Source organism: Streptococcus pseudopneumoniae, from assembly GCF_038148935.1.
Classification (GTDB): Bacteria; Bacillota; Bacilli; order Lactobacillales; family Streptococcaceae; genus Streptococcus; species Streptococcus pseudopneumoniae_U.
Map to the genome: position 1 here is coordinate 12,367 of NZ_JBBJZX010000010.1, position 26,605 is coordinate 38,971.

The 26,605-nt window shown below is 39.1% G+C and carries 24 protein-coding genes and 1 riboswitch; of the genes, 5 read left to right on the forward strand and 19 right to left on the reverse strand.

Features of this window, described 5'->3' with window-relative positions:
- Positions 1 to 4: 4 nt before the first annotated feature.
- The 14 genes from WKI42_RS02220 to WKI42_RS02285 all read right to left on the reverse strand — a co-directional run bounded on the left by WKI42_RS02220 (position 5) and on the right by WKI42_RS02285 (position 16,734).
- Positions 5 to 1,015 carry an ABC transporter ATP-binding protein gene (locus WKI42_RS02220; RefSeq protein WP_050241876.1) on the reverse strand — a complete coding sequence of 337 codons (1,011 nt, stop codon included), beginning with the start codon at positions 1,013 to 1,015 and terminating at the stop codon, positions 5 to 7.
- 102 nt (positions 1,016 to 1,117) lie between these two features.
- The gene (locus tag WKI42_RS02225) at positions 1,118 to 2,185 is read right to left on the reverse strand and encodes an extracellular solute-binding protein (protein WP_000738376.1); all 1,068 of its coding nucleotides are present in this window, start codon (positions 2,183 to 2,185) and stop codon (positions 1,118 to 1,120) included.
- A 24-nt stretch (positions 2,186 to 2,209) separates the two neighbouring features.
- Positions 2,210 to 2,869: a DUF1868 domain-containing protein gene (locus WKI42_RS02230; RefSeq protein WP_050206829.1), complete on the reverse strand. Its 660-nt coding sequence runs from the start codon at positions 2,867 to 2,869 to the stop codon at positions 2,210 to 2,212.
- A 183-nt stretch (positions 2,870 to 3,052) separates the two neighbouring features.
- The gene (gene galE, locus WKI42_RS02235; protein WP_000996560.1) at positions 3,053 to 4,063 is read right to left on the reverse strand and encodes a UDP-glucose 4-epimerase GalE; all 1,011 of its coding nucleotides are present in this window, start codon (positions 4,061 to 4,063) and stop codon (positions 3,053 to 3,055) included.
- A gap of 12 nt (positions 4,064 to 4,075) precedes the next feature.
- Positions 4,076 to 5,551 carry a UDP-glucose--hexose-1-phosphate uridylyltransferase gene (gene galT / locus WKI42_RS02240; RefSeq protein ID WP_277771808.1) on the reverse strand — a complete coding sequence of 492 codons (1,476 nt, stop codon included), beginning with the start codon at positions 5,549 to 5,551 and terminating at the stop codon, positions 4,076 to 4,078.
- A gap of 12 nt (positions 5,552 to 5,563) precedes the next feature.
- The gene (locus tag WKI42_RS02245; RefSeq protein WP_138700835.1) at positions 5,564 to 6,205 is read right to left on the reverse strand and encodes a phosphate signaling complex PhoU family protein; all 642 of its coding nucleotides are present in this window, start codon (positions 6,203 to 6,205) and stop codon (positions 5,564 to 5,566) included.
- Between the two features lie 57 nt (positions 6,206 to 6,262).
- Complete coding sequence (locus WKI42_RS02250; RefSeq protein WP_368081066.1) at positions 6,263 to 7,009, reverse strand: protein phosphatase 2C domain-containing protein; 747 nt, start codon at positions 7,007 to 7,009, stop codon at positions 6,263 to 6,265.
- A complete protein-coding gene (locus WKI42_RS02255; RefSeq protein WP_368081067.1) occupies positions 6,993 to 9,101 on the reverse strand; it encodes a glycosyl hydrolase family 28-related protein in 2,109 nt (702 codons plus the stop codon). Before WKI42_RS02255 ends, WKI42_RS02250 begins: the two co-directional genes overlap by 17 nt.
- A 921-nt stretch (positions 9,102 to 10,022) precedes the next feature.
- Positions 10,023 to 11,249, reverse strand: a complete 1,227-nt coding sequence (locus WKI42_RS02260) for a DegT/DnrJ/EryC1/StrS family aminotransferase (RefSeq protein WP_173277612.1) — start codon at positions 11,247 to 11,249, stop codon at positions 10,023 to 10,025.
- A 42-nt stretch (positions 11,250 to 11,291) separates the two neighbouring features.
- Positions 11,292 to 11,984 carry a sugar transferase gene (locus WKI42_RS02265; protein WP_000922197.1) on the reverse strand — a complete coding sequence of 231 codons (693 nt, stop codon included), beginning with the start codon at positions 11,982 to 11,984 and terminating at the stop codon, positions 11,292 to 11,294.
- Between the two features lie 130 nt (positions 11,985 to 12,114).
- A complete protein-coding gene (locus WKI42_RS02270) occupies positions 12,115 to 13,857 on the reverse strand; it encodes an ABC transporter ATP-binding protein (RefSeq protein WP_333502405.1) in 1,743 nt (580 codons plus the stop codon).
- Positions 13,847 to 15,592, reverse strand: a complete 1,746-nt coding sequence (locus WKI42_RS02275) for an ABC transporter ATP-binding protein (protein ID WP_368081068.1) — start codon at positions 15,590 to 15,592, stop codon at positions 13,847 to 13,849. Before WKI42_RS02275 ends, WKI42_RS02270 begins: the two co-directional genes overlap by 11 nt.
- A gap of 54 nt (positions 15,593 to 15,646) precedes the next feature.
- Positions 15,647 to 16,282, reverse strand: a complete 636-nt coding sequence (locus WKI42_RS02280; protein ID WP_368081069.1) for a DUF421 domain-containing protein — start codon at positions 16,280 to 16,282, stop codon at positions 15,647 to 15,649.
- The gene (locus WKI42_RS02285; protein ID WP_261015211.1) at positions 16,279 to 16,734 is read right to left on the reverse strand and encodes a DUF3290 domain-containing protein; all 456 of its coding nucleotides are present in this window, start codon (positions 16,732 to 16,734) and stop codon (positions 16,279 to 16,281) included. Before WKI42_RS02285 ends, WKI42_RS02280 begins: the two co-directional genes overlap by 4 nt.
- Positions 16,735 to 16,867: 133 nt before the next feature.
- Between WKI42_RS02285 and WKI42_RS02290 the strand changes: the two genes are divergently transcribed.
- The 4 genes from WKI42_RS02290 to WKI42_RS02305 all read left to right on the forward strand — a co-directional run bounded on the left by WKI42_RS02290 (position 16,868) and on the right by WKI42_RS02305 (position 20,628).
- Positions 16,868 to 17,695 (forward strand): exodeoxyribonuclease III, encoded by an 828-nt coding sequence (locus WKI42_RS02290; protein WP_368081070.1) that lies wholly within the window; start codon positions 16,868 to 16,870, stop codon positions 17,693 to 17,695.
- A gap of 11 nt (positions 17,696 to 17,706) precedes the next feature.
- The gene (locus WKI42_RS02295; protein WP_000386216.1) at positions 17,707 to 18,093 is read left to right on the forward strand and encodes a bleomycin resistance protein; all 387 of its coding nucleotides are present in this window, start codon (positions 17,707 to 17,709) and stop codon (positions 18,091 to 18,093) included.
- 232 nt (positions 18,094 to 18,325) lie between these two features.
- Positions 18,326 to 18,421, forward strand: a riboswitch (purine riboswitch).
- A gap of 363 nt (positions 18,422 to 18,784) precedes the next feature.
- Complete coding sequence (locus tag WKI42_RS02300; protein WP_368081071.1) at positions 18,785 to 19,366, forward strand: xanthine phosphoribosyltransferase; 582 nt, start codon at positions 18,785 to 18,787, stop codon at positions 19,364 to 19,366.
- Positions 19,366 to 20,628, forward strand: coding sequence for a nucleobase:cation symporter-2 family protein (locus WKI42_RS02305; protein WP_001194477.1), 1,263 nt, complete (start codon positions 19,366 to 19,368; stop codon positions 20,626 to 20,628). The genes WKI42_RS02300 and WKI42_RS02305 overlap by 1 nt, the downstream gene beginning before the upstream one ends.
- A gap of 32 nt (positions 20,629 to 20,660) precedes the next feature.
- On the opposite strand, the gene WKI42_RS02310 is transcribed toward WKI42_RS02305, so the two are convergent.
- From WKI42_RS02310 to WKI42_RS02320, 3 genes are all read right to left on the reverse strand, one after another.
- Complete coding sequence (locus WKI42_RS02310) at positions 20,661 to 21,065, reverse strand: PaaI family thioesterase (RefSeq protein WP_218764316.1); 405 nt, start codon at positions 21,063 to 21,065, stop codon at positions 20,661 to 20,663.
- A gap of 69 nt (positions 21,066 to 21,134) precedes the next feature.
- On the reverse strand, positions 21,135 to 22,616 hold the full coding sequence (locus WKI42_RS02315; protein ID WP_368081072.1) for a UDP-glucose--hexose-1-phosphate uridylyltransferase: 1,482 nt from the start codon (positions 22,614 to 22,616) through the stop codon (positions 21,135 to 21,137).
- A gap of 18 nt (positions 22,617 to 22,634) precedes the next feature.
- Positions 22,635 to 23,813: a galactokinase gene (locus WKI42_RS02320; protein WP_368081073.1), complete on the reverse strand. Its 1,179-nt coding sequence runs from the start codon at positions 23,811 to 23,813 to the stop codon at positions 22,635 to 22,637.
- Positions 23,814 to 23,976: 163 nt separating this feature from the next.
- Between WKI42_RS02320 and galR the strand changes: the two genes are divergently transcribed.
- Positions 23,977 to 24,984 carry a DNA-binding transcriptional regulator GalR gene (gene galR, locus WKI42_RS02325; RefSeq protein ID WP_368081074.1) on the forward strand — a complete coding sequence of 336 codons (1,008 nt, stop codon included), beginning with the start codon at positions 23,977 to 23,979 and terminating at the stop codon, positions 24,982 to 24,984.
- 46 nt (positions 24,985 to 25,030) lie between these two features.
- Here galR and WKI42_RS02330 read toward each other — a convergent pair whose 3' ends face one another.
- The gene (locus tag WKI42_RS02330) at positions 25,031 to 26,068 is read right to left on the reverse strand and encodes a zinc-binding dehydrogenase (protein ID WP_333503342.1); all 1,038 of its coding nucleotides are present in this window, start codon (positions 26,066 to 26,068) and stop codon (positions 25,031 to 25,033) included.
- Positions 26,069 to 26,422, reverse strand: coding sequence for a stress response transcriptional regulator NmlR (gene nmlR / locus WKI42_RS02335; RefSeq protein ID WP_218764311.1), 354 nt, complete (start codon positions 26,420 to 26,422; stop codon positions 26,069 to 26,071).
- Positions 26,423 to 26,605 lie beyond the last annotated feature (183 nt).

Genomic DNA, 26,605 nt, shown 5'->3' on the forward strand with positions numbered 1-26,605 from the left:
CTCCTTAAAATTGCAGAACGTCTGATGGTGTGATAAATAATTCCACACTTTCTCCGACAGATCTAATAGCAGCCTGACTATCAATACTTGTTACATTAAGAATCTGACTTTCAGAAACTTTTATTGTATAGTGAATTGTAACTCCAGAAAACTCAACATCAATAATTGTCCCTTTTAGAGTGAAATCTTGTTCAGTTTCACGATTGAATCGAACTTTCTCTAATCGAATGTATCCTTTTTTATCTTCTAAGAAAACGCTTGCATTTTTCAGTAATACTTCGTGGACTGTTTCATCGGTCAAAACATTAATATCTCCAATAAAATCACATACAAATTCAGTTTGAGAATTATGATAAATTTCTACTGGTGTACCGACCTGTTCGATGAATCCATTGTTAAAGACTGCAATTCTATCAGATAAAGTCAAGGCTTCCTCTTGATCATGAGTAACATATAAAGTAGTAATACCTAACTCTTTTTGAAGTCTTTTCAACTCTTTTCTCAAATCTACACGTAATTTTGCGTCAAGGTTTGACAATGGTTCATCTAGACAAAGAATTTTAGGTTCAAGAACCAGAGCACGAGCCAATGCTACCCTTTGTTGTTGACCCCCAGATAATTCTGATACATTACGCTGTAACTGTTGATCAGAGATCTTAATTTTTGCTGCTACTGCTGATACTTTTGCTTTAATAACATCTGGAGCTACCTTCTTAACTTTTAAACCAAATGCAATATTATCAAAAACAGTCATAGTTGGAAATAGCGCATAAGATTGAAATACAATACCAATTCCACGCTTTTCAGGTTCCAAATGAGTGACATCTGTTCCATTAACTTCAATACTTCCTGATGATGGATCTAGAAAACCTACCAATGCTCTCAAAGTAGTTGATTTACCACATCCTGAAGGTCCAAGAAATGTAAAAAATTCCCCTTCATGTATATCTAAATTTAGATTATCAATTGCAACAAAATCACCATATTTAATTTGAATATTATCAAATTTAATCATCTCACTAACTCCCTCTATTACTAAACCAAAAGCCTCTCTTTATTTCTTCCTTAAATTTAGAAATAATAGAGAGACTTGGACATGAAAATTAACTCTTATTTCTTATTGTACGTATTCTAATTCAGCTTTTTCTACCCATTCATCCAAATGCTTTCCAACAGCTTCCCAGTCAATATTTTGTGGTTTCACTTGATCAACAAATTTTTTCGTATCTTCAGGTAACTCTGTTAGGGCATCTTTATTTGCAGGAATAGATCCAAAGTTCTTACTATATTCTACTTGAATTTCTGATTGACCAAACCAATCAATAAATTCTTTAGCTAACGCTTGTTTTTTACTAGTGCTTAAAACCATAGTTTGTTCAGTTACAAATGGTACACCAATCTCAGGAGTCATAACTTTGAAAACAACATTTTGTTCTTTTTGTCCAACTAATGCACCAGAACCCCACATCATTCCATATTGTATTGGATCTTCTTTGTCTAACATCTTAACAATTGAACTTTCTCCCTTTTGAAGAGTGTATGCATTTTTCAAATATTCTTTTGCTGCTTCCCAACCTTTTTCGGAAACACCTAATTCACCTTTATCATCAAGGTATCGAACTAAGATGCTTGCTAGAATTGCCCGTCCTGTACCACCTTGAAGACCAGAAATTGAATATTTACCTTTATACTTACTACCTAATTCAGTCCAATCTTTAGGCATTTCTTTTACATCAGGCGCCCCAATTAAAACTAATGGTTGAACAATCACAGGATTATAATAATTATCTTTATCTGATAAAGATTGATCAATTTTATCTAACCATTTAGGCTTGTACTGGACTAGTAATTTTTGATCTCTAATTTTATTTGAATCAACAGCACCAATTCCAAATACCATATCTGCAACTGCATTATTCTTCTCGGCAATAACACGGTCTGCTAATTGAGCGCCAGGAATATCAACCATTTTTATATTAAAACCAGCTTCTTTTGCTTTAGCAGTTAACCAATCACCACGACCATTTGAAACTGAGTTCGAATAGATTACTAATTCTTGACTTTTATCAGCTTTTTCTTCAGATGAAGAAGCAGTCGTAGAATTTGAACCTCCAGAGCAAGCAGCAAGTGTAGTAAGAGCAACTCCCGTTGCAAGTACAGTAGACCAAACTTTCATTTTTTTCATGATAAGTTCTCCTTTTTTATTATTTTATTTAAATTTTTCGTGATATGGAACAAATTGTCTCATATCTTCAAATACAGTATAGTCAATACGGTTTACAGTAATAGTTGGAATCTTCTCTAATAAAATTTCAGTTAATTCCGCTCTAACTTTAGTAAACTCTTCTTCCTCCTCTTCGGTTAGAGGAATCCGAAGATACCCAATTGAAATATGGAATTGATATCTATCATGATTAGGGAAACGAACACCTGCTTTTTCTGAGACATAAGTACGAATTTCTTCTAATCTCTTAGCAGAAGCTTCATCTGCAGGTTCAACTAGTATGTTTTGTTTTCCCATTTCCGTTACACGCATAAGAATTTCTTCATTTAACAATGGAAAAATTTCAAGTTGTTTAGCAAAGTAATCATGTATTTCCTGTAAAGGTGTATCAAGAGGAAGATTACTGCTCCAAAACTCCGTTTCACGATTTTCATGGCACAACAATTCAATTACAGTCATGTGAATAGAATTCCTTGGAGTTAAAGTAAACTTATCGATAAATGGTAATTCTCTATAACGTGATTGAATAATATCAACAACTTCCATCAAATCTTGTTTAGTATAAAGATTTGCTACAACAGTATTTCCTGGAAAATGATTAAATTCTCCATTTTCTTTGAACTTAATTTTTGTTAGGTTTTTCATATAAAGACCCTCTTTTTTATATTTGACACCGGTGTCATCTATGCTTATATTATATAACGAAACCGTTTACTTTGTCAAGCGCTTTCAAACATTTTTTTAAAAAATTTATCTTTCATTAAATATGCATTTCATTAAAAGTTTAAGTAATTTTTCCAAAATACAGCACTCATATAGACAGTATCATCAATTATAGCCATTGGGATTTTTTGATTGCCAATTCCATGTATCTCTACACATGTCTTCAATCGATTTTGTTGTCCTCCAATTTAATTCCTTATATGCTTTGTCTGCATTTGCATAACAAGTTGCAACGTCTCCTGAACGTCTTGGAACTATTTTATAAGGAATAGGGATCTTATTAACACTTTCAAATGTATTTACAAGTTGTAATACACTAGTGCCTTCTCCCGAGCCTAGGTTATAGATATAAACATCTGTTTTTTCAGATACTTTTTCTAAAGCTTTTATATGTCCTATTGCTAAATCTACTACATGGATATAATCGCGCACACCAGTACCGTCAAGCGTATCATAATCATTTCCGAACACACTTAGTTCTGACAGCTTACCTACCGCTACTTGTGCAATATAGGGCATCAAGTTGTTAGGAATTCCTGAGGGATCTTCCCCAATCAAACCAGACTCATGAGCACCAATTGGATTGAAATAACGAAGCAACGCAATACTCCATTCTGAATCTGCCACATGAACATCTTTTAAAATTTGCTCAAGCATCACTTTCGTATACCCATAAGGATTTGTCGCACTTGTTTGCATAGTCTCAATTAGAGGTGACTGATTGTTAATTCCATATACAGTCGCACTTGAAGAAAAGACAATCTTTTTAACATTAAATTCTGACATCACTTCAACAAGTGCCAATGTACTCATAATATTATTTTTGTAGTACATCACAGGTTTTTGCACGGATTCTCCGACAGCTTTATAACCTGCAAAATGAATTGCAGCATCAATCGATTCTTGTTCAAATACCTTTCTCAATGCTTGTTTATCACAAACATCTAATTCGTAAAACACGGGACGTATTCCTGTAATTGCTTCAATACGGTCTAGCACCAAGATGCTAGAGTTCGAAAGGTTGTCGACAATGATGACTTCCTTTCCTAAATTTAGTAATTCTACTACGGTATGGCTACCAATATAACCAGCTCCGCCTGTTACCAATATTGCCATTTGGGTTTCCTCCTAATTAATTCCAACCGACTTAACAAATCTCATAAACGCTTCATGCCCAGACGGTGTATTCTTATAAACTCCTGCATCTTCCAGAACTCTCGCAAACACTTGTCCTGCTTCGTGTTGAACTACGCTATTAACCTCTTCTTTATTAATGCAAGGATATTTTTCTTTCAATTGGTCGGCCCATTCTAAATGATAATCCGCAATTGCGTTTTCCTCTCCTAAAAGATATTTTCCAACTTCTTCTAACTCTGGTTTCAAACGAGGTGGTAATATCGCAAGTCCCATCACTTCGATTAATCCGATATTTTCCTTTTTAATATGTTGTACATCTTGATGAGGATGGAAAACACCATCTGGGTATTGTTCAGTAGTATGATTATCTCTTAGAACAATATCTAATTCATATCTCCCGTCCACTTTACGAGCAATAGGAGTCACCGTATGGTGTGGGACATCTTCAGTCATAGCAATGATGTCTACTTCTAAATCTGAATATTCTCTCCACTTATTTAGAATTTTAGTAGCTAAATCTAACAAGCGATTTTTATTTTCACTTTGTAACCTAATTACTGACATTGGCCATTTTACAATACCAGCATTAACATCCTCAAAGTCTTTAAAACGAAATTCACTCTCAAATTTTGCTTTTTCCATTGGGAAAATATGTTTCCCTCCCTGGTAGTGGTTATGACTAAGAATGGAGCCTCCTGAGATAGGAAGATCAGAATTTGAACCAGCAAAATATCCTGGCAAAATATCAACAATCTCCAATAATTGTTCAAATGTTTTAGAGGTAATAGCCATTGGTACATGTTGACTATTCAAAAATATCGCATGCTCATTAAAATATGAGTAGGGAGAATACTGGAATCCCCATACTTCGTCACCAAGTTTCAACCGAATAATTCTATGATTCGAACGTGCTGGATAATTTATTCGCCCCTGATATCCTTCATTTTCCATACATAGTAAACATTTGGGATAATTAGTTGCTTTTACTAATTTTTCAGCAGCAATTGTTTTTGGATCTTTTTCGGGTTTTGACAAATTTATCGTAATCTCTAGCTCTCCGTATTTAGTTGATGCTCGAAACTCAATATTCTTAGCAATAGCAGAAGTTTTAATATAATCACTATCTTTACTTAACTTATAAAACTCTTCAACTGCTTCTTGAGGTGATATATCATATGAACTCCAAAAAATATCATTTAATCGACTAGGTAAAGGAACTATGAAATTCATTAACTCTGCTCCTAAACATTCCTTTTCCTCGATTAAATCTTTAATTTTACCGTTTTTTAAGGCGATTTCCACTAAGTAATCTTTTATTTGTTTCAGGTCATTTTCATCGGAAATGCGATCAGTTCCCTCCTCACCTATTAACGCTAGTACTCTATTTTTCACATATATTTTGTCAATTTCATTATACATTCCGTATTCAATTACTCTATCAACAAAATTATCAATAATTGTTTTCATATATTTTTCTTTCTAATTTATGTTCCCATATTTTCTATACATTATCCATTTATAAATTGATTGCGTAGTATGAGCAATTTTATCAAGGTGATGAATAATATCCAAAGCACCAATTACTTCAGAAACGTTCCCATCATCTTCAAATATATAATTCATTATTTTCTTTTCAATATTTATACTAAGCTCTTCTATCTCATTCTGTTTTTGTATAACAACCATATCTAAACATCCAGATTGTTCCTCTCTATAACAAGATATAGCCCTATTCATATGCAGTCCGATAACTTCATGAAGTATTTTTATTTCTGAAATAATTTTCTTCAAAATTTCATTATTTTGAATAATCTGTAGATTTTTTAAAATTTCAACAATTCTATCCCCAATACGTTCAATGTCAGTTGATATTTTTATTACACTAATAATTCTTCTTAAGTCATATGAAACAGGATGTTGTAAACAAATTAACTCATATCCTTTTTTATCAATATTTAGAACTGACTCATTTATGATTAAATCTTCTTTAATCAATTCTACTCGTTCTTCATTTGATAAATATTCAAATAACTTCTCATATTTATCAAGCACAGATACCCAAATGGTCTCTAAATTATTTGATAATTCTATAATTTCATTTTCTAAATATAACCTTAACACTTAGGTACCTCTTCTTAACAAAGTTCAATAGTAACAATTAATATTTTAAACAATATATCAAACATCAATAACTAGAATACTTGCATCATCCTTCTTTCCATAGATTGGATCAATAGCAGAAGAATTAAATCTCATCTTAATTAACTCTTCAAAAGTTTTATTTTGATTATTTTGATAGAATTCATAAAAGCCATCGCTCATTAAAACAATTTGTTCACCAGTAACATCTATTTGATTAATAATAGCATGGTCTAAAAATCTCTCATCCAACGAACCTATCCAGTACCCACTCGGTTGATTAGATAATTTTCTGATTTTTTGTAAAATAATTTTTTTATTTAAAACACTATTTGTACCAATTGAATCTTTTATCTCATTTTTCCCTTTTTCAAATAAGTTATCTACTCTATGATCAGTTATTTCCATTTCGTTTACTAACATGACGCAGTCACCTAGCATCATATACTCCAACTTTTTTTCTGAAAGTTTAGCAAATATAAAAGCAAATGTTGGTAAGCGATAATACTCTGTTAATTCATATGAGTTTAAACCGATTTCATCTTTAACCTCGAGTAAAGCAGTTTCAAATATTTGTTTAAGAGTTTTTGATTCTTTACAATTAACCGACAAACTTTCTGATAAAATATGTACAACTTCTGAGACTGAATAACCTATCTCCTCTTTAGAATTATATAAATCTGTAGCTCCATCGATAATCCAAAAATACTGATTTTGTGAACCTACAGTATCCTCATTTTCTACAGAACTTCCTTGTATCGAACAAATTTTATTTATCTTTACCATAATACTTCAACCCTTTTAGTGTCAAAAGTAAACCAATTCCTGTCACTGTTAAGAATAGTTCCATAATCTTGTTCGAACCAGTCTTTGGTAATTTTTGTTTTACATCTACTATTTCTTTAGATTTATTAATATGATTTTCAGTTTCTCTGCCATCTCCAACTATTTTATAGTTTACTTCTTCTGTCTTATTATCTTGTTTATTGTCGATCTTGTCATTCATTTGTCTATTATCTTTACTTGAGTTAAACTCTCCGTTCTTCTGGTTACTATCAATTACATTATTTGAATTAGATTGTTTTTCATGCACATATGAACTTGTTTTAATTTTTTCCTCTTTGTTTTTTTCTTTTTCGTTTTTATCACTTAAATTATTTGTTACAATTTTGTAAAGCCCATTCTCCGTTACAATATTGAAATTACCATCGCTATCACGTATAACAGGTTCTTTCTCATTTGCATTAGATTTGATGAATGATATATACTTACCGGATAAATTATAAAATTGGTTATTTAAAACGGTTATTTTACCCTTTGAATCCTCAATAACAATTCCTTCTTTACCACCGAATATACTATTCTCTGAGACTACTAAATTATCACTAACTCGTAATAATTCAATATTTGGTTGTTCTGTTTCCTTAGAATTATTATTAATTACATTTTTTGTTACAGTAATATCTGATACTTTTCCTAAATATTCTGCACTATCTTTTGCAACTCGTATCGCTTTTGTTTTAGGATCGGCAATATTAAATATATTTTCGGCGATAACCACCTGTTTATTTAAATCTAATAGGTCTTTAGTGTTTTTATAGCTATAAGCATTTACTAAAGCTGCTCCGCTTTCTCGATAATGTACACTCTCTCCTTTAACTTTCTTATCAAAGCGATTTCCTTTGATTAATACATCAGTGAATCCTGTAAAACGTACACCTGCATACATCATGTTATCAAAATGATTATTTAAAATTTTAATATTAGAGGGGTTCTGTGTCGACAATGTTTGATAGTGTGTGCCAATTGCTGTTACTAATTCCCCAGATTTATCACTTTTGCCAAAATAGGAATTTTGAATAGTCACATTTTCAGATTTTTTCCCATCATCATTCAAGGCATAAGGAAAACCTTTTCTAGTTAATGGTTCAATCTGAATGCTCTCCTTACTTATGATTTGCCCATCCTTCATCGTTTTGGGTAAGGCTTGCCCAAGAAAACGAGAATTATCAACTAATACATTTTTCGAACCTGCAATTTGAATAGCATGCCCTTGATAACTATCCTTGAATGTTACATTTTTTATAGTTACGTTATTTGAATTCCCAATAGCAAATGCACCTGAAGAATTTATAAGTGGTAGATTTTTTGCTTTAGTTCCTTCTTCATTCAAAGCACCGTTCATATCAATAGTACCACCAGAATAACTAATATCTTCTGTTGGGCCCCATTCTACTTGCGCACCATCATCCGTAAATAAACCTGTCATAAAAACAATGGAAGGGTGATTCTTAATATTTATACCATTTAGAATGGTAGCTTTCTCATTCAATTCTAAGTGTGTATGACTTTTTAAAAAAACAATTTCTTTTACTAAATAAGTTCCTTCAGGAAAATATACATTTCCTCCACCTAGTCCTTTAGCTGCAGCATCTATTGTATCTTGAATTGCTTGACGATCATCATTAACTCCGTCACCTATTGCTCCATAATCTTTAACATTCAAAGCTACGTCTTCGTTCAGATTAGTACTTAAAATAGTATTCACTTCCATCCCAGAGATGTTACCCATCATAGTATCATTTGTTATATCAGGTTTATTTTGATTAATACTCACTCCTCCATTATTATCAGTACTTAAACTTGAATTGTTATCAAGACTGAGAGTATCAGGATGGGGTTCCGCAGATAATGATGTAGATGTGCTACTCAACAAAGAGTTCATTTGCATATTATCTTTAGACGAAGAAGTTTCACCAACTACTTCATTAGCTAAAACACTTTGTGTTCCAATAAATAAAACCGCTAAGAGAACTGAGCAAACTCCCACCTTAGACTTACGAATAGAGAAAACCTCATTTTGTTGAAAAGATTTCATATTAGCCTCCAATTAAAAATATTATGTCCTAATTTAATATTCATATAAATTCCATACCAGAAAATGACACCGCTGTCATTTTCTTTATAATATATTTTTAAATCAAAATTGTCAAGGAATAACACAATAAAATATCAAAATTGTGAAAGCGTGACCATTTATATATCTAACCATACTTCTAATAATTCTTTAACCTTCCATTCAAAAGTGATTACTATCTTTCTTAGCTTGAACATAAAAATATCCTATTCACTGTATTTAAAGCATGTTGACATCTCGTAAAATACTAATTTATAAATACAAGAACAAATATCTTGTCATGCAAGCATTCGCCAGGTATATTTACATGAATATCGTTCATATAGCGGATTGAAATCAAAACAATACAATATATTTCTTAAATAGATTTTCTATAAAAGCTAGATTCAAGCTCTATAAAAATAGACGCAGTTCTTCTAAAATACTGGAATAGGACATATAAATCATTGCAGACACGTGTTTCATAGATTATTTCAAAAGAATGACTAGAACATGAAAAATAGTCTCAAAACTTTGAACAATATTCTGAAAACAAAAAAGAAAGACGCGAGTTTCCACAACCTCATTCGTGGAAACTCGCGTCTTTCAAAAAATAGGGTGAATTGAAAACTAGAACAAGACACTACATTTTCTAAATGATGCCTAATAAAAATTCTAAATGCTACACCAAATTGCTCACATCTCATTTCAAACCATACAGTATATTGAAACTATAAGAGTACACCTTTGCTTCTAAAATATTGCTAGAAATTAATTTGACTATCCTGATTGATTTGTCCTGTTTTTATTTCATTTTACTATAGGACTTTCAATTGAAAACAACAGTTTTACACTCAATTAGACTTTTTAGAAACAGAATCACTATTACTTGACTGTAGTTTGTCATTTTTTTGATGAAGTTAGCACTTTTTCAGAAACTGTTTTGAAAGTCTCAATGATATAGTCCACTTCTTCATCGCTTAATTTAGTGTGAAGAGGGAGCGTAATTTCATTTTCAAAGAAGGCATAGGCCTTAGGATAATTCGCCATATCAAAGCCAAGATTCTTATAGGCTGTTAAGAGTGGAAGCGGTTTATAGTGTACGTTACTTGCAATTCCTGCTTTAGCCAATTCTTGAATGATGAGGTTGCGTTCTTCTAGGCTTGCTCCTTCTACATGGGTGATGTAGAGGTGGCGTGAAGATTCGACACTATCAGTCTTGTGTGCCAATGGACGAATGCGAGAACCTGCAAAACCTCGATCATAGCGGTCCACAATGTCCTTACGACGTTGTAGTAAACCAGGATAACGGTCCAATTGTACCAAACCAAGTGACGCCATGATATCTGTCATATTGCACTTGTAGGCTGGTGTGACGATATCGTATTCCCATGAACCCAGTTGCATCTTAGCAAGAGCATCCTTGGTTTGCCCGTGAAGGGAAAGGATTTGGAATTCCTTGTACATCTCTTCGTCGTCAATCGCTGGATTGGCTTTCCAAGTAGCACTTCCTCCCTCCGCAGTTGTAAAGTTCTTAACCGCATGGAATGAGAAGGAAGTAAAGTCAGCGATAGAACCGGCTGGTTGTCCTTTATAAGTTGATCCCAAAGCGTGGGCACTATCAGACACGATCACGATACGGTTAAAGGCCTTTTGCCACTTGCTTGAAGCGGTAAAGAGATCACGTTTTTTCTCCACAACTTGGAACAAACGGTCATAGTCGCAAACAATCCCCGCAAGCTCAACCGGAATAATCACCTTAGTCTTTTCAGTAATGGCTTGCTCCAGCAGGTCATAGTCCATCTCAAACGTATCTGCTTGGATATCCACCATGACAGGGGTCGCTCCTACGTGAGTGATAACACTACATGAAGCTGTATAGGTCATGGCTGGAACGATGACTTCATCTCCAGGACCCACTTCCAAGACGCGCAAAATCAACTCAAGAGCGGCAGTTGCAGAATTGAGGCAGACAGTCTTAGGTGTCTGTGTATATTGAGACAAGCGACGCTCTAGTTCTTTTGTCTTAGGACCTGTTGTGATCCAACCAGAACGCAGGGTATCCGCTACTTCAGCAATTTCTGCTTCCGTAATATCGGGTGGTGAAAATGGAATATTGTAATTTGGCATTGATTTGCTCCTTTTATCTGTACTCATTTTCTCATGACTACTTTATTTTAGCACTTCAAACACGGTTTGAAACATGATTTTGATGTCTCCAAGGAAACTAAACTCTCGGAGATAGGCGAGGTTATAGCGCATCTTTTCAGGAAGGACATGTTCGACATAGGCTTGGTCAACCGACAGACCTTTCTCCGTCATTTGACTGATGATGGTGTCCTCATCCTTGTAGTTGATGCTGGCTGGAGAGGTAATCCCTGCTGGTAAGAGCAAGGTCGCCATCATTTCAGGGCTATACTGCTCTGTGTAACGTGGCACTTCAGGACGCGTCCCTACAAAAGACATTTCGCCTTTAAGGACATTGACCAGCTGAGGCAGTTCGTCCAAGCGCACACGACGAATGAAATTGCCAACCTTGGTAATGCGACTATCGTTAGCAGAAGTCACCAAACTTCCTTTTTTGTCTGCATCCGTCACCATGGTACGGAACTTCCAAATCTTGAAAGGTCGATTGTACTGGGTCACACGCTCTTGCTTGTAAATCACTGGCCCCTTGCTATCCAACTTGATCCAAATGCTCAAAATGAGAAAGATGGGAGAGGTTAGAACTAGTAAGACCAAGGCTAGAACCCAGTCCAAGCAACGCTTGAAAATCAGCGAACCCTTCCTTTTAGAGACAAGCTGGTAGTAAGACTCAACCTCGCTTGATTTCATTTCCACGGGCAAGTCTTCCCATTTCAGCATGCTGTTTCTCCTTTGTTTTTATTATACTATTTGTCAACATTTTTCATTATACCACAAAATGGAAAAGGCGGTGAAAGAAATCTGTAATTTGAAGGATTTCCTTCTTACACTCAATGAAAATCAACGAGTATTAGGCCATGGCTCCTGCCTGCAAGCTATACATCTTGTGATAGGTTCCTCCCAAGGCCAAGAGTTCCTCATGGGTTCCGCTCTCGATAATGCGCCCCTTGTCCAAAACATAGATACAGTTGGCGTCTTGGATGGTCGAAAGGCGGTGGGCAATGGCAATGGTTGTCCGTCCCTGTCTCATCTTAGCCAGAGAAGTTTGAACCAAACTTTCTGTTTCAGAGTCAATATTGGCTGTCGCTTCATCCAAAATCAGAATTTTAGGCTGACTGGCGACTGTTCTGGCAAAGGCAAGAAGCTGACGCTGACCTGTTGAAAAACTGGAGCCACGCTCAGAAACAGGGGCGTCATATCCCTGAGGAAGTTCTTGAATAAAGGAATCTGCATCCACGAAGCTAGCTGCGTCCTTTACCTGCTCATCACTGATTTCTTGGTACATGGCGATATTGGACTTAATGGTCCCATGATAGAGGAAGGGATCCTGCAATACTAAACCGATGTTTTTTCTCAACTCTTCCTGACTGTAGTTCCTAATATCCACATCATCCAAGAGAACTCTCCCTGATTGAAATTCATAAAAGCGCATGAGGACATTGATAATAGACGATTTCCCAGAACCTGTATGCCCTACAAAGGCAATGGTCTCACCCTTATTAACCGAAAAGGAAATATCATCCAGAATCGGATGTTTTCCATCATAAGAGAAACATACATGTTCAAAACGGATATTGCCTTCTTTGATCACGGCCTGTCCATTTTCTTGAAGAGGCTCATAGGTTCTCTCGTCAATCAAGGCAAATACACGACCTGCAGACACCATGGAAGTTTGAAGGGTCGAAAAATTTTGCGTCACTTCAATCAGGGGATCAAAGAGACGATTGATATACTGGATAAAGGCATACATGGTTCCTGCCGTTATTCCCAGATAAAGTCCACGGTAGCCAAAGTAGGCCATCAAGACAGCATAGCCTAGGAGTTTCAGTAAACTCATTGCAGGGCGCAAAAAGAGGGCATCCAAGGCTACAGAACGGTAGGCATAGACCAAGTGTTCTTGGTTGATCTCATCAAATTCTACCTGCAGGCGCTTCTCTTGATTAAAGGCCTGGATAATCCTGATGCCCTCGATATTCTCTGCCAGCTTGCTATTGATATCTGACAAGAGACTTCTGGTTTTCTCAATAATCTTGACGGATTTTTTCCGGTAAAGATTGACCAAAAGGAAAATCAAGGGGAGAAAGAGCAAGACTAAAGCCGTCAAACGAAAATCCAACACCAACATGGTATAAAGGGTTGTCAGAAAAATAAAAACTGCTGAGATAAAGCTGGATAGAATCCCCGAAAACATATCACTGATGGTCTCGGTGTCATTTGTCAAACGAGAGACGATGGAGCCTGCTGGCGTCTTGTCAAAATAAGACATGCCCAACTTTTCCATATTGGCAAAGGCATCCCGACGAATATCCCTAACAATACTGTAAGACACGCGCGCAAAGAGAAGATTGCCGACATACTGAGCCAGAGTTTGTAGGATATAAAGGCCATAGTAGACTAGCAAAACGGTCACAGCGAGTTGGTTGAGATTGCTGAGATACTGGTCGATAAAGTGGGAAGCCACAAGGGGGATGACGCTTTTAATGACCGTAGTTGCTAAGAGAAAACTGAGTGCCAAAAAGGTCAGGAGTCCATAGGGCTTGAGATAGGACATCAATCGCTTCAATACAGCCCATTGTTCTTTCTTATTCCGCATCTTCTTCTCCTTTCATTTCCAACTGCTGAGACTGGTAGGTTTGAGCATACCAGCCATCCAAAGCTAGCAAGTCTTCGTGTGTACCCCGTTCGATGATTTGACCATTTTGCAGGACTAAAATCAAATCTGCATGGACTACTGCACTCAGGCGATGGGCTGTAATAATGGTTGTCTTGTCCTTCCGAGTCTCCTTGAGACTGTCGATAATTGCATACTCTGTCTTGGCATCCACAGCTGATAAGGAATCATCTAGAATCAAGATATCAGGGTCTAAAATCATCGCCCGACTCATGGCCAGACGTTGCTTTTGCCCACCAGAAAGACTGACTCCCTTTTCACCAATCAACGTATCAAATCCCTGAGGCATGGCTACAATGTCTTGGTAAACTTGGGCTAGCTTAGTCGCTTCCTCGACCTCTGAAAGGGGCAAGTTAGGATTGCCAAAGCGGATATTATCTAAAATCGAAGTCGCAAAGAGGAACTGATCCTGAGGAACATAGCCCATAAGACTACGAATATCTGTCAGACGATAGTCACGAATATTATGACCGTTTAGGTAAATAGCTCCCTTATCCACATCGTATTCACGCAAGAGGAGCTTAATCAAGGACGTTTTTCCAGAGCCTGTTTGACCAACCAAGCCCAATGTTTGCCCTTTTTCCAAACTAAAGTGAACATTTATCAGTGTTTCCTCATTTTCAAAGGCAAAGCTATCAATGGCATACTGCAAGCGCCCATTTTCAATACCATCTAAAGGAAACTCAGGGTCTTGTACAGGTGATTCCTGAGACAAAAGTTCCTCAATCCGCTGGTAGGAAACCTTCCCTCGCTGAGTAATATTAAAGAGGAAACCAATAGCCATAAGAGGCCAGACCAGCATATCCAAGTAGCTGATAAAGGTAACTAGATTCCCAACCGTGATTTGCCCTTTCTGAACCATCAAGGAGCCGACCAAGAGCGTTAAAACATAGGAGGAACCAACAAACAAGAGAACCATGGGGTCAAAGAGACTATCGTATTTCATGGTTTGCAGGTTCTTCTGGAAGGTCAATTCATTGACTTCCTGAAAGGACTTCAACTCGTCTGCCTGATAACCGAAAGACTTGGTCACTTTGATACCTGATACAGACTCCTGCACCTTGTTATTGAGTTCAGAAAAGGCAGCTTGGGATTGGCCAAAGGCCTTATGAGTCTTTCTACCTAGACGACTGGTCGCATAGGCCATGAAAGGCAGGGGAAGAATGGCAACCAAGGTCATTTGCCAGGAGATACTAAAAAGCATGGTTAGCAAGGTCACCAGCGCCGTGATAGAAGCATCCACCGCAGACATGACACCGCCACCTGCGAGACGGGTTAAGGCATTGATATCATTTGTAGCGTGTGCCATCAGGTCTCCCGTTCGATAGGTCTGATAAAAGGCTGGAGACATTTTTGTGAAATGCTCAAACAAGCGAGAACGCATAATCTGTCCCAAACGGTAGGAAGTCCCTAGAATATACATCCGCCAAACATAGCGCAAATAGTACATTCCAAAGGCCGCAAGGAGCAAATAAAATAGGTCAAGAAGGAGAGCCTGCTGGGTTAATTGCCCCGATGTGATAGCATCAATAACTCGCCCCATAACCATGGGGGGAATAAGATTGAGGACGGAAACCAAGACCAGAGCCACAATCCCGACTAAATAACGGCGTTTTTCTAACTTGAAAAACCACCAAAGTTTTTGAATAATGGACATAACATCCCTTTCTGATTGCAAATAGAAACCTGAGGCCAAGACCCCAGGTTTTTCTTATTCATAGGTTACGACTGTGACCGCACCCTTGTCATACTCAGCAATAAAGATATTGGCAACATTGTCATGCCCTTGCTTGCTGAGGTTATCAAGCAGCCACTCTTCGCTACGACCAATCGATTCCAAGACATCGACTTGGACCACACCATCAGTCACAACTGGATACTTCGGATTTTCATCTCCCATTTGGACCACGATGAGTTGGCCATTTTGCTCCTGCACAGCTCGTTTGACTTGTTTCATCTGGAAAATCCCTTGGCTACGAAGTTTGAGGGCTACATCTGCCGCAGACAAACCAACTGAACGACAGGCTTCTGGGTCAATCTTCCCATTTTTGATGAGGAGAGTCGGTTTCCCATCAATCAAGCGTTTGACAAAACGAACATTGTTATTGAGCCACTTGAGAGTCAAGACCAAAATCGTCCACATCATCAAAATCACTGCATACTGCAGAATGCTGATTGAACTATTGTAAATCACCCCACCGATGATGCCACCGAGAACATAGTTTTGAATTTGGTCTGTCGCAGAGTTAGGTGCCAAGTTTCCCTTCCCAGTCACATTGATAACAAAAACAAGAGAGAAAAGACCCAAGGCCAGTTTGATTAAAATTTCCATATAGTTGAGTGTCATTTGTTTACCTCCACCAATTCAATAGCATCTGTTTGATGCAATTCTAATTTCTCTAAAAGATACTTGTCTGGTTGGCTCCCGTTCATAGCGCGATAGAAATTTGGACCCACCTTGATTAGCGCTCCATCAGTGGCTGCAGAAGTATTTACATAAACTTCTGATTTATCCACTCCCAAGTCTTTGGAAACAACCTCTATGAAATGAAGGGAGGTTTGAAATTGATTGTTAGAGGCTTGATTGGTCTGGTATTTTGAAATTGTCACCAAAAGCATGGCCACTAAGGTCAAGGCTAAAATCATGACCAATTCCCGAAACTTAGTCCCCTTTTTATCACGATAGGCCTTAAAAGCAAAAAATCCTGTGATAGCTAGGAGGACAATCCCAAAGCCAATCATGATGCCATTTTGCTGACTGATTTGGCTAAGCACATAGTCATATGAGTAAAATTTCATTTATTTTCACTCCCTTTCATAAAGTCATTCTTCATTATAAACGAAAGAGGGTGATTTTTCAAACCATACGTTGGGGAAATAGGCCTTTTTTTGGTATAATAAAATCTATAATCTGAATGAAAAAGGTAACTTTATGAAACTTATCTCATGGAATATTGATTCTCTCAATGCTGCCCTAACTAGTGACTCAGCTCGCGCGAAATTGTCCCAAGAAGTCCTACAAACCTTGGTCGCTGAAAATGCTGATATCATCGCTATCCAAGAAACCAAGCTTTCTGCCAAGGGTCCTACAAAGAGACATCTGGAAATTTTAGAAGAACTCTTCCCAGGCTACGAAAACACGTGGCGCTCTTCCCAAGAGCCCGCCCGTAAAGGCTATGCTGGAACCATGTTCCTCTATAAGAAAGAACTCACACCCACTGTCACTTTCCCAGAAATCGGTGCCCCTTCTACCATGGACTTGGAAGGCCGCATCATCACCTTGGAATTTGATGAATTTTTCGTGACACAAGTTTACACACCAAATGCTGGCGATGGCCTCAAACGCTTGGAAGAACGTCAAGTCTGGGATGTCAAATATGCGGAATACTTGGCTGAACTAGACAAAGAAAAACCAGTCCTTGCGACCGGTGACTACAACGTAGCCCACAATGAAATCGACCTTGCAAATCCTGCTAGCAACCGCCGTTCACCTGGATTTACCGACGAGGAACGTGCTGGATTTACCAACCTCTTGGCAACTGGATTTACGGATACCTTCCGCCATGTTCACGGCGATGTTCCTGAACGCTACACTTGGTGGGCACAACGCAGCAAGACTTCTAAAATCAACAATACAGGCTGGAGAATCGACTACTGGCTCACAAGTAACCGCATCTCTGACAAGGTGACCAAGTCTGATATGATCGACTCAGGAGCTCGCCAAGACCACACACCCATTGTCTTGGAGATTGAACTCTAAGGAGAAAACGAATGGACTATCAAGCTGTCATTCCTGAATTTGTAGTATCTGACATCGAAAAATCACGTCACTTCTACTGCGACCTGCTAGGATTCTCTGTCGAATACGAGCGTCCAGAGGAGAAATTTCTCTTCCTCTCGCTTGAAGACTGCCAACTTATGCTAGAAGAAGGCAGCGCAGAAGAATTAGCTCAGCTGACCTATCCTTTCGGGCGCGGTGTCAATATTTCCTTTGGCATTGCAGATGTTCCTCAGCTCCACCAAAAACTGCTGGAAGCTGACTATCCTATCCATCGTCCTTTGACTAAAAGAGAATTTCGAGTAGGAGATAGCTTTATTTACCCTCATGAATTTGCGATTTTGGATCCTGATGGTTATTTTTTAAGATTTAGCGAGTAGAATAATAAAGATTGGGAAAAAATCTTTAAAGTTAGAGAAAGGCATATTGTCAAGTCTTGAAAAATCTTGATAATATGCCTTTTATGATGTAAAACCTTCTAAATGTTAGCCAATAAGTTAATTTTTGCCCACCTTTATTATATTTGTTCGTTTTTTAAACCAAAACACTAACAAAATATTTGATTTCTAAAGTTATTTAGTGTAAAATAAAAACATTGGCTCAAGCCTATTTTAAATTAAATATCGTTTTACTTGTTTATGTCGTGAATTGGCACGACGTTTCTACAAGGTGCCGGAACACCTAACAATAAGTAAGTCAGAAGTGAGGTATGGTCGTTTTTGCCATGCCTATTTTGGGGACTTACTTAGAGATTAAGTAGGTCCTTTTTGAATATTTTTGTTAAAGCACGCCTTTAAGTGTAAACTAAATATTTTTAATATTTCCCTTAATTAGTGCGGACGGGAGCAACTTCCTTCGGAATTTCATCCCTAATTTTTGAGCCAAAAGTCTCAAAAATTCCGTCATAGACAATAACAAACTTATTGTCTATGCTACCACTACGGCGGGAAATATTTGATAAAACTCGCTTCGCTCGTACTAGTTTTATCAAATACATAGTACTAGCAAACCGGATCACTATAGAAACATTTAACCAACAAGTAAACTGGCTTTTAGACTTTAGGAGGTCTTATGAAATTATTAGAAGAGCGCATCCTCAAGGATGGGCATATCTTGGGTGATAACATCCTCAAGGTGGATTCTTTTTTAACCCACCAAGTTGACTTTAGCTTGATGCGAGAGATTGGTAAGGTTTTTGCGGAAAAATTTGCTTCTGCTGGTATTACCAAAGTCATGACCATTGAAGCGTCAGGTATTGCCCCAGCCATTTTTACAGCTGAAGCCTTAAACGTTCCCATGATTTTCGCTAAAAAAGCTAAAAACATCACTATGAACGAAGGAATCTTAACTGCCGAAGTTTACTCCTTTACCAAGCAAGTGACCAGTACCGTTTCTATCGCTGGAAAATTCCTCTCACCAGAGGACAAGGTCTTGATTATCGACGATTTCCTTGCTAATGGCCAAGCTGCCAAAGGCTTGATTCAAATCATTGAACAAGCTGGAGCAACAGTCGAAGCTATCGGTATTGTGATTGAAAAATCCTTCCAAGATGGCCGTGATTTGCTTGAAAAAGCAGGTTATCCTGTCCTATCACTTGCTCGTTTGGATCGTTTTGAAAATGGCCAGGTCGTATTTAAGGAGGCAGATCTCTAATGCAAACTCAAGAAAAACACTCGCAAGCAGCCGTTCTTGGCTTGCAGCACTTACTAGCCATGTACTCAGGATCTATCCTAGTTCCCATCATGATTGCGACAGCCCTTGGCTATTCAGCTGAGCAGTTGACCTACCTGATTTCCACAGATATCTTCATGTGTGGGGTGGCAACCTTCCTCCAACTCCAACTCAACAAATACTTTGGAATTGGACTACCAGTCGTTCTCGGAGTTGCCTTCCAGTCGGTCGCTCCCTTGATTATGATTGGACAAAGTCATGGCAGTGGTGCTATGTTTGGTGCCCTTATCGCATCAGGGATTTACGTGGTTCTTGTTTCAGGCATTTTCTCAAAAGTAGCCAATCTCTTCCCTTCTATCGTAACAGGCTCTGTTATTACCACGATTGGTTTAACCTTGATTCCTGTCGCTATTGGAAATATGGGAAATAACGTTCCAGAGCCAACTGGTCAAAGTCTCTTGCTTGCAGCTATCACTGTTCTGATTATCCTCTTGATTAACATCTTTACCAAAGGATTTATCAAGTCTATCTCTATTTTGATTGGTCTGGTTGTTGGAACTGCCATTGCTGCTAGCATGGGCTTGGTTGACTTCTCTCCTGTTGCAGCAGCACCACTTGTCCATGTCCCAACTCCACTCTACTTTGGGATGCCAACCTTTGAAATCTCATCTATTGTCATGATGTGTATCATCGCAACAGTGTCTATGGTTGAGTCTACTGGTGTTTATCTAGCCTTGTCTGACATCACAAAAGATCCGATCGACAGCACACGCCTGCGCAACGGTTACCGCGCAGAAGGTTTGGCCGTACTTCTCGGAGGAATCTTTAACACCTTCCCTTACACAGGATTTTCACAAAACGTTGGTTTGGTTAAACTGTCAGGTATCAAGACTCGCCTGCCAATCTACTACGCTGCTGGTTTCCTGGTTCTCCTTGGACTCCTTCCTAAGTTTGGCGCCCTTGCTCAAATCATTCCAAGCCCTGTCCTCGGTGGTGCCATGCTGGTGATGTTTGGTTTTGTATCTATTCAAGGGATGCAAATCCTCGCCCGTGTTGACTTTGCTAACAATGAACATAACTTCCTTATCGCAGCAGTCTCCATCGCTGCAGGTGTCGGTCTAAATAACAGTAATCTCTTTGTCAGCATGCCGACAGCCTTCCAAATGTTCTTCTCAAACGGAATCGTCGTAGCCAGCCTACTTGCCATTGTTCTCAATGCAGTATTAAATCATAAAAAGAAATAAGAAAAAGAGGTGTGAGCCTCTTTTTTGTTTATCTATATCCTCACCTGTCTGTCTTCTGACCGCTGGCCTGTGACAAACATGGTAAAGGTTGCCTTGCAGACATTTCTGCCTTCTTGATTGGTGATATCAACATCCACGACACAGGTTGTGCGACCTTGATGGACACATTCTCCTTTAATGGTTAACACGTCGTCGAGTTTTCCTGCTTTAAGGTAGTTGATAGAGGATTGGAGCGTCACTACGTCTAGTCCTAGCGAGATGAGCACCAAACCACTAATCTGGTCGCAAAGGGTAAAGAGATAGCCACCGTGGGCATAGCCATAGTAGTTGAGCGACGAGTCCACTACTTTTGTGGTCACCACAACGTGACCATCTTTCATCTCTTTAATTTCATAATTTTCAAAAGCTGATATAGCATCAAAGTGAAAATCTTTCATCATTTCCTCCTGATATTTCAAACGACACTATGATACTACTTTTTATAGTACTGTGCAAGGATAAAGCTCCTAGTCTGGTAAGATTCCGACCTGTTCTACAAAGCGCATAAAGGCTGCCTGTCCTTGTTCCGTCTTCTTGTAAACTCCTGCATCCTCAAGCACACGCGCAAAGATAGCACCAACAGAGTCCTTGACGATTTCAAGAGCTTTTTCTTTATGTGTTATGTCTGGATATTGGTCTCTAAGTTGGTCTGCCCATTCCTGATGATAATCGGCAACCGTAACAGCTTCTCCTACAAGATAGCTAGCGACTTGCTCCACTTCTTCTTTCAGACGTGGTGGCAAGATTGCCAAGCCCATGACCTCAATCAAGCCGATATTTTCCTTCTTGATATGTTGGACATCCTTGTGGGGATGATAGATGCCATCAGGATGTTCTGCAGAAGTCTGATTGTCTCTCAAGACCAAGTCCAACTCAAACTGGCCATCACGCTTACGTGCAATCGGAGTGATGGTGTGATGTGGTGTCCCATCAGTCTCTGCCAAAATCTGCACACTTGGGTCTGAATACTGGCGCCATTCCTGCAAAATCTTATCAGCTAAGTTGATCAAATCTTCTTTGAAATCCGAGGTCAATCGAATCACTGACATAGGCCACTTGACAATTCCAGCCTTGACTTGCTCAAAACCAGCAAATCGGAAGGTCTTTTGCAAGGGAGCCAATTCCATAGGAAATACGTGACGGCCTCCCTGATAGTGGTCATGAGTTAGAATAGAGCCTCCCACAATCGGGAGGTCCGCATTAGACCCTGCAAAATATCCTGGAAACTGCTCTACGATAGCCAGCAGACGCTCAAAACTCTGACGACTGATAGCCATAGGACGATGCTGGCCATCTAAGAAAATACAGTGCTCATTAAAGTAAGCATAGGGCGAATACTGGAAGCCCCACTCCTGACCAGCCATTTCAAAGCGGATAATACGGTGATTGCTGCGAGCTGGGTGATTAACTCGACCATGGTAGCCCTCATTCTCTAGACAGAGCTGACACTGAGGATAATTACTAGCTTGCACCAACTTGGCCGCCGCAATCTCTTTCGGATCCTTTTCAGGCTTAGAGAGGTTGATGGTAATTTCAAGCTCTCCGTAATCAGACGGAACACGATAAGCGATATTTTTAGCAATGGCCTTGAGTTTGATGTAGTCATTTTTCTGACTGAGTTGGTAAAAATCCTCTATCGCCTGCTCAGGAGAGTGGGCATAGGTTTCCCAGAAGTCACGATTGACCTGACTCGGACAAGGAGTCACCAAGTCCATCAGTTCAGCACCAAGGATTTCACGCGCAGTCTGACTGTCCTCAATCGTCTCTAATCGAACCGCCTCCTCAACCAGCTGGTCCTTGAGGTCAATCAATTTATCCAGATTGGTCTCAACTTCCAAAACACCATCTCCCACTCGTGCCAAGACACGATTGGTCAGGTAGATTCGATCCATTTCCTCAAATGAACTTTCAGAAATGACATGTGTTACAAATTTATCTACTAAGGTCACTATAGAGCCTCCTTTGGACTAGTCAAGGATGCGAGTGCCACCTGCAACTTCAGCGATATAGAAGCTTGGAGCATAGCCAACTACTTCTTCGTAGTGTTTGCCTACAACTTCCTTAAAGGCCTCAACAGTATCTTTTTGCACCAAGGCAATGGCACAGCCACCAAAACCTGCCCCTGTCATACGAGCACCGAGAACACCTGCTTGTGCCCAAGCTGTGTGAACAAGAGTATCCAATTCCAAACCAGTTACTTCATAATCATGCTCAAGAGAAACGTGTGACGCATTCATCAAACGACCAAATGTTTCCAAATCACCTTCTTGAAGGGCTGCTTGCGCTTTAAGGGTACGTTGGTTTTCAAGCACAGCATGGCGAGCACGTTTCAAACGATTTTCATCTTTAATCAGATAGCTGTATTGGTCAAAGGTCCACTCATCCAATTCACCCAAGGTCTGAATATCTAAGGCAACTTGCAATTCTTCCACTGCTTTTTCACACTCAGCACGACGTTCATTGTACTTAGAGTCAGCCAATTCACGGCGTTTATTGGTGTTCATGATAACAACGACATTGTCCTTCAAATCAAGTGGCACCAAGTCGTATTCTAAAGTATTGGTATCTAAGTAAATAGCACGTTGGTCAGCTCCCATACCAATAGCAAACTGATCCATGATACCAGAGTTGACTCCGATAAAGTTATTTTCTGTTTGTTTTCCGATTTTAACCAAATCGAGACGCTCTAATTTTAAATCAAAGAGATGCTCTGCCACAACCCCTGTCAAAAGTTCCAAGGATGCTGAAGAAGACAAACCAGCACCATTTGGGATATTCCCATAAACATAAAAATCAAAACCTTTGTCAATCTCATGCCCAGCTTCTTGCAAGAAATGAAGAACTCCTTTTGGATAATTGGTCCAGTTGTGCTCTTTTTCAAACTTGAGATCCGCTAGAGGCACTTCGATAATGCCCTTGTCCTCAAAGTTAGCTGAGTAGAAACGTAAAACTTGGTCGTCACGCTTACGAGCTGCACCGTAAGTTCCCAAGGAAATAGCAACAGGAAAAACGTGCCCACCGTTGTAGTCTGTGTGCTCACCAATCAAGTTGATACGACCTGGTGAAAAGAATGTTTGGTCTGCTTCTTGACCAAAAACGGCAAAAAAGTCTTTGCGAAGGGCTTCAGCAGTAAGATGTTGTGTCATATGATTTCTCCTTTTACTGTCCGTTAAGTCATCTTAACGTGTAATCGTTTTCTTCTATTGTATCCAAGGGATTTCTCAAGGTCAATCCTTTTTACTAAAATTTTACTAAACTATCAGTAAAAAGCAGAAAAATATGATATACTAACCTAATCAAGGAGGATTTATGGCTACCTTAAAAGACATTGCACAGCTAGCCTCTGTCTCGATCGCGACCGTATCCCGTGTCCTCAATCGCGACCAGAGCCTATCTGTTACAGAAGAAACCAGACACCGTATTTTAACTGTTGCTGAAGAGTTGGGCTACACCAAGCACCTCAAGACAGGTGAGTCCCACAAGCCCAAGCAAAAGATTGCCATTATCCAATGGGTCAGCGAACAAGGGGAGCTGGACGACCTCTACTACTACCAGATTCGCCTAGGCATAGAAAAAAGAGCCCAAGAGTTGGACTATGATATCTTGCGCTATTTTAATGACCATCCTTTTACCCTAAGCGAAGAAGTGATTGGGATTCTCTGCATCGGAAAGTTTAGCCGAGCTCAGATTTCTGCCTTTGAAGAATACCAAAAGCCTCTTGTCTTTTTAGACAGCGATACTCTTTCACTAGGACACACCTGCATTATCACGGACTTTTATACTGCCATGAAACAGGTTGTCGATTATTTCCTCAGCCAAGGGTTGAATCGCATTGGAATTCTAACAGGTCTTGAAGAAACAACCGACCAAGAAGAAATCATTGAGGACAAGCGACTGGAAAATTTCAGAAACTACAGTCAAACAAAAGGAATCTATCATGATGAACTGGTCTTTCAAGGAAGCTTTACTGCCCAGTCTGGCTATGACTTGATGAAGGAGGCCATTCAGATCTTGGGAGACCAACTCCCGCCAGCATTTTTTGCTGCCAGTGATAGTTTAGCCATCGGTGCCCTCCGTGCCCTCCAAGAAGCTGGAATCAGCCTACCAGACCGTGTCAGCCTCATTTCCTTTAACGACACTAGTCTGACCAAGCAGGTCTATCCTCCCCTCTCCAGCATTACCGTCTATACCGAAGAAATGGGCCGAGCAGGTATGGATGTTCTTAACAAGGAAGTACTCCACGGTCGCAAAATTCCTAGCCTGACTATGCTGGGAACCAGACTGACTCTGAGAGAAAGTACCCTAAACCAAGAATAGGATAACATAAAAAAACGAATAGAGTTCTAAAACTCCTATTCGTTTTTTATTCGATCACAATCATAGACTTAATGGTCTTACGTTCATCCATATCTTTATAAGCTTGATCAATATCTTCTAATTTATAGCTTGAAGTAAAGACACGGCCTGGGTTGATATCGCCATCAAGAACGGCTTTTAGTAATACTTGTTTGTCATAAGTTGTGACAGAAGCTGGACCACCGCCGATTATTGTATTTTGTCCAAAGGTTGAGCCAATGGCACGATTTTCATAGTGCGGTACGCCAACAAAGCCCAAACGACCTCCATTATGGAGAACACCAAGAGCTTGATCAACCGCTGCTTCTGTTCCAACACACTCAAGTGCCGCGTCTGCACCACCACCTAGAATCTCACGGACTTTGGCAATTCCCTCTTGACCACGTTCAGCTACAACAGCTGTCGCACCTGACTCCAGAGCCATCTTTTGACGATCTTCATGACGGCTCATAAGAATAATTTGTGAAGCACCACGCATCTTAGCTGCGATGACAGCACATTGACCAACAGCCCCATCACCGATAACAACAACCTTATCCCCTTTTTGAACATTTGCAACACGCGCCGCATGGTAACCGGTCGGCATGACATCAGCAAGAGTCAAGAGGGATTTGAGCATACCTTCTGTATAATCAGAGGGCTGACCAGGAATTTTCACAAGTGCCCAATTAGCAAAGTGGAAACGGATATACTCAGCCTGGACACCACCTGACCAGTTGTTACCAGGATGGTTATCACACGAACCATCAAAACCAGCATGGCAAGCATCACACTGACCACAACCATGTGTGAAAGGGGCAATGACAAAGTCACCAGATTTTACTGTAGTAACGTTCTCACCAACTTCTTCGACAATTCCGATCGCCTCATGACCGCTATTTCTATGTCCTTCTTCGATTTCGGGATTCCGGTAACTCCAAAGGTCCGAACCACAAACGCAAGTACGGACAATGCGGATAATCACATCATCTGCTTCGATAATTTGCGGACGTTCAATGCTAGCAACTCCAACCTGGCCTGCCTTTGTATATACTGCTGATTTCATTTAAAATTTTCCTTCCTTGTAAAGTTTAATTTTGAGATTTAAGCGATTTAAAGCCACCTGTAACTGAGACAAGCGTTCCTCTAATTTTTTCTGTTCCTCTTCTAAAATACCAAGCCTCTCTTCTCTCGTTTCATCCCCCTTTTGGTATAGCGACATATAGTCAACTAAACTGTCCACAGAGACACCTGCCGAACGAAAACACTTAATAAATTCCAGTGCTTCTATATCCTGATCTTGAAAGTCACGAATCCCTGTCGCGGTACGAGTAATCGGTGGCACAAGACCAACCCGTTCATAATACCGAATCGTATCCGCTGAAATTCCCAACAAGTCACTAGCAGATTTAATATTCATAGGCTAACCTCCTCTCATTTCATTCACTGAGTTGAAATTATTCTAACTCACTTATCTTATTATATAACTTTGAGTTGACTCCAAGTCAAGCATTTTGCATCTAATCGAAAAATTTTACCATCAGCATTCATACATCTGGAATTTATACAATGCTCTTTTCTTACCAATCTTTTAACATATTTA

Coding starts and splice junctions, on each gene's coding strand:
- WKI42_RS02220 (WP_050241876.1), bottom strand. CDS start 1,015: ATGATTAAATTTGATAATATTCAAATTAAATATGGTGATTTTGTTGCA.
- WKI42_RS02225 (WP_000738376.1), bottom strand. CDS start 2,185: ATGAAAAAAATGAAAGTTTGGTCTACTGTACTTGCAACGGGAGTTGCT.
- WKI42_RS02230 (WP_050206829.1), bottom strand. CDS start 2,869: ATGAAAAACCTAACAAAAATTAAGTTCAAAGAAAATGGAGAATTTAAT.
- galE (WP_000996560.1), bottom strand. CDS start 4,063: ATGGCAATATTGGTAACAGGCGGAGCTGGTTATATTGGTAGCCATACC.
- galT (WP_277771808.1), bottom strand. CDS start 5,551: ATGAAAACAATTATTGATAATTTTGTTGATAGAGTAATTGAATACGGA.
- WKI42_RS02250 (WP_368081066.1), bottom strand. CDS start 7,009: ATGGTAAAGATAAATAAAATTTGTTCGATACAAGGAAGTTCTGTAGAA.
- WKI42_RS02255 (WP_368081067.1), bottom strand. CDS start 9,101: ATGAAATCTTTTCAACAAAATGAGGTTTTCTCTATTCGTAAGTCTAAG.
- WKI42_RS02260 (WP_173277612.1), bottom strand. CDS start 11,249: ATGCCAAATTACAATATTCCATTTTCACCACCCGATATTACGGAAGCA.
- WKI42_RS02265 (WP_000922197.1), bottom strand. CDS start 11,984: ATGCTGAAATGGGAAGACTTGCCCGTGGAAATGAAATCAAGCGAGGTT.
- WKI42_RS02270 (WP_333502405.1), bottom strand. CDS start 13,857: ATGCGGAATAAGAAAGAACAATGGGCTGTATTGAAGCGATTGATGTCC.
- WKI42_RS02275 (WP_368081068.1), bottom strand. CDS start 15,592: ATGTCCATTATTCAAAAACTTTGGTGGTTTTTCAAGTTAGAAAAACGC.
- WKI42_RS02280 (WP_368081069.1), bottom strand. CDS start 16,282: ATGACACTCAACTATATGGAAATTTTAATCAAACTGGCCTTGGGTCTT.
- WKI42_RS02285 (WP_261015211.1), bottom strand. CDS start 16,734: ATGAAATTTTACTCATATGACTATGTGCTTAGCCAAATCAGTCAGCAA.
- WKI42_RS02290 (WP_368081070.1), top strand. CDS start 16,868: ATGAAACTTATCTCATGGAATATTGATTCTCTCAATGCTGCCCTAACT.
- WKI42_RS02295 (WP_000386216.1), top strand. CDS start 17,707: ATGGACTATCAAGCTGTCATTCCTGAATTTGTAGTATCTGACATCGAA.
- WKI42_RS02300 (WP_368081071.1), top strand. CDS start 18,785: ATGAAATTATTAGAAGAGCGCATCCTCAAGGATGGGCATATCTTGGGT.
- WKI42_RS02305 (WP_001194477.1), top strand. CDS start 19,366: ATGCAAACTCAAGAAAAACACTCGCAAGCAGCCGTTCTTGGCTTGCAG.
- WKI42_RS02310 (WP_218764316.1), bottom strand. CDS start 21,065: ATGAAAGATTTTCACTTTGATGCTATATCAGCTTTTGAAAATTATGAA.
- WKI42_RS02320 (WP_368081073.1), bottom strand. CDS start 23,813: ATGACACAACATCTTACTGCTGAAGCCCTTCGCAAAGACTTTTTTGCC.
- galR (WP_368081074.1), top strand. CDS start 23,977: ATGGCTACCTTAAAAGACATTGCACAGCTAGCCTCTGTCTCGATCGCG.
- WKI42_RS02330 (WP_333503342.1), bottom strand. CDS start 26,068: ATGAAATCAGCAGTATATACAAAGGCAGGCCAGGTTGGAGTTGCTAGC.
- nmlR (WP_218764311.1), bottom strand. CDS start 26,422: ATGAATATTAAATCTGCTAGTGACTTGTTGGGAATTTCAGCGGATACG.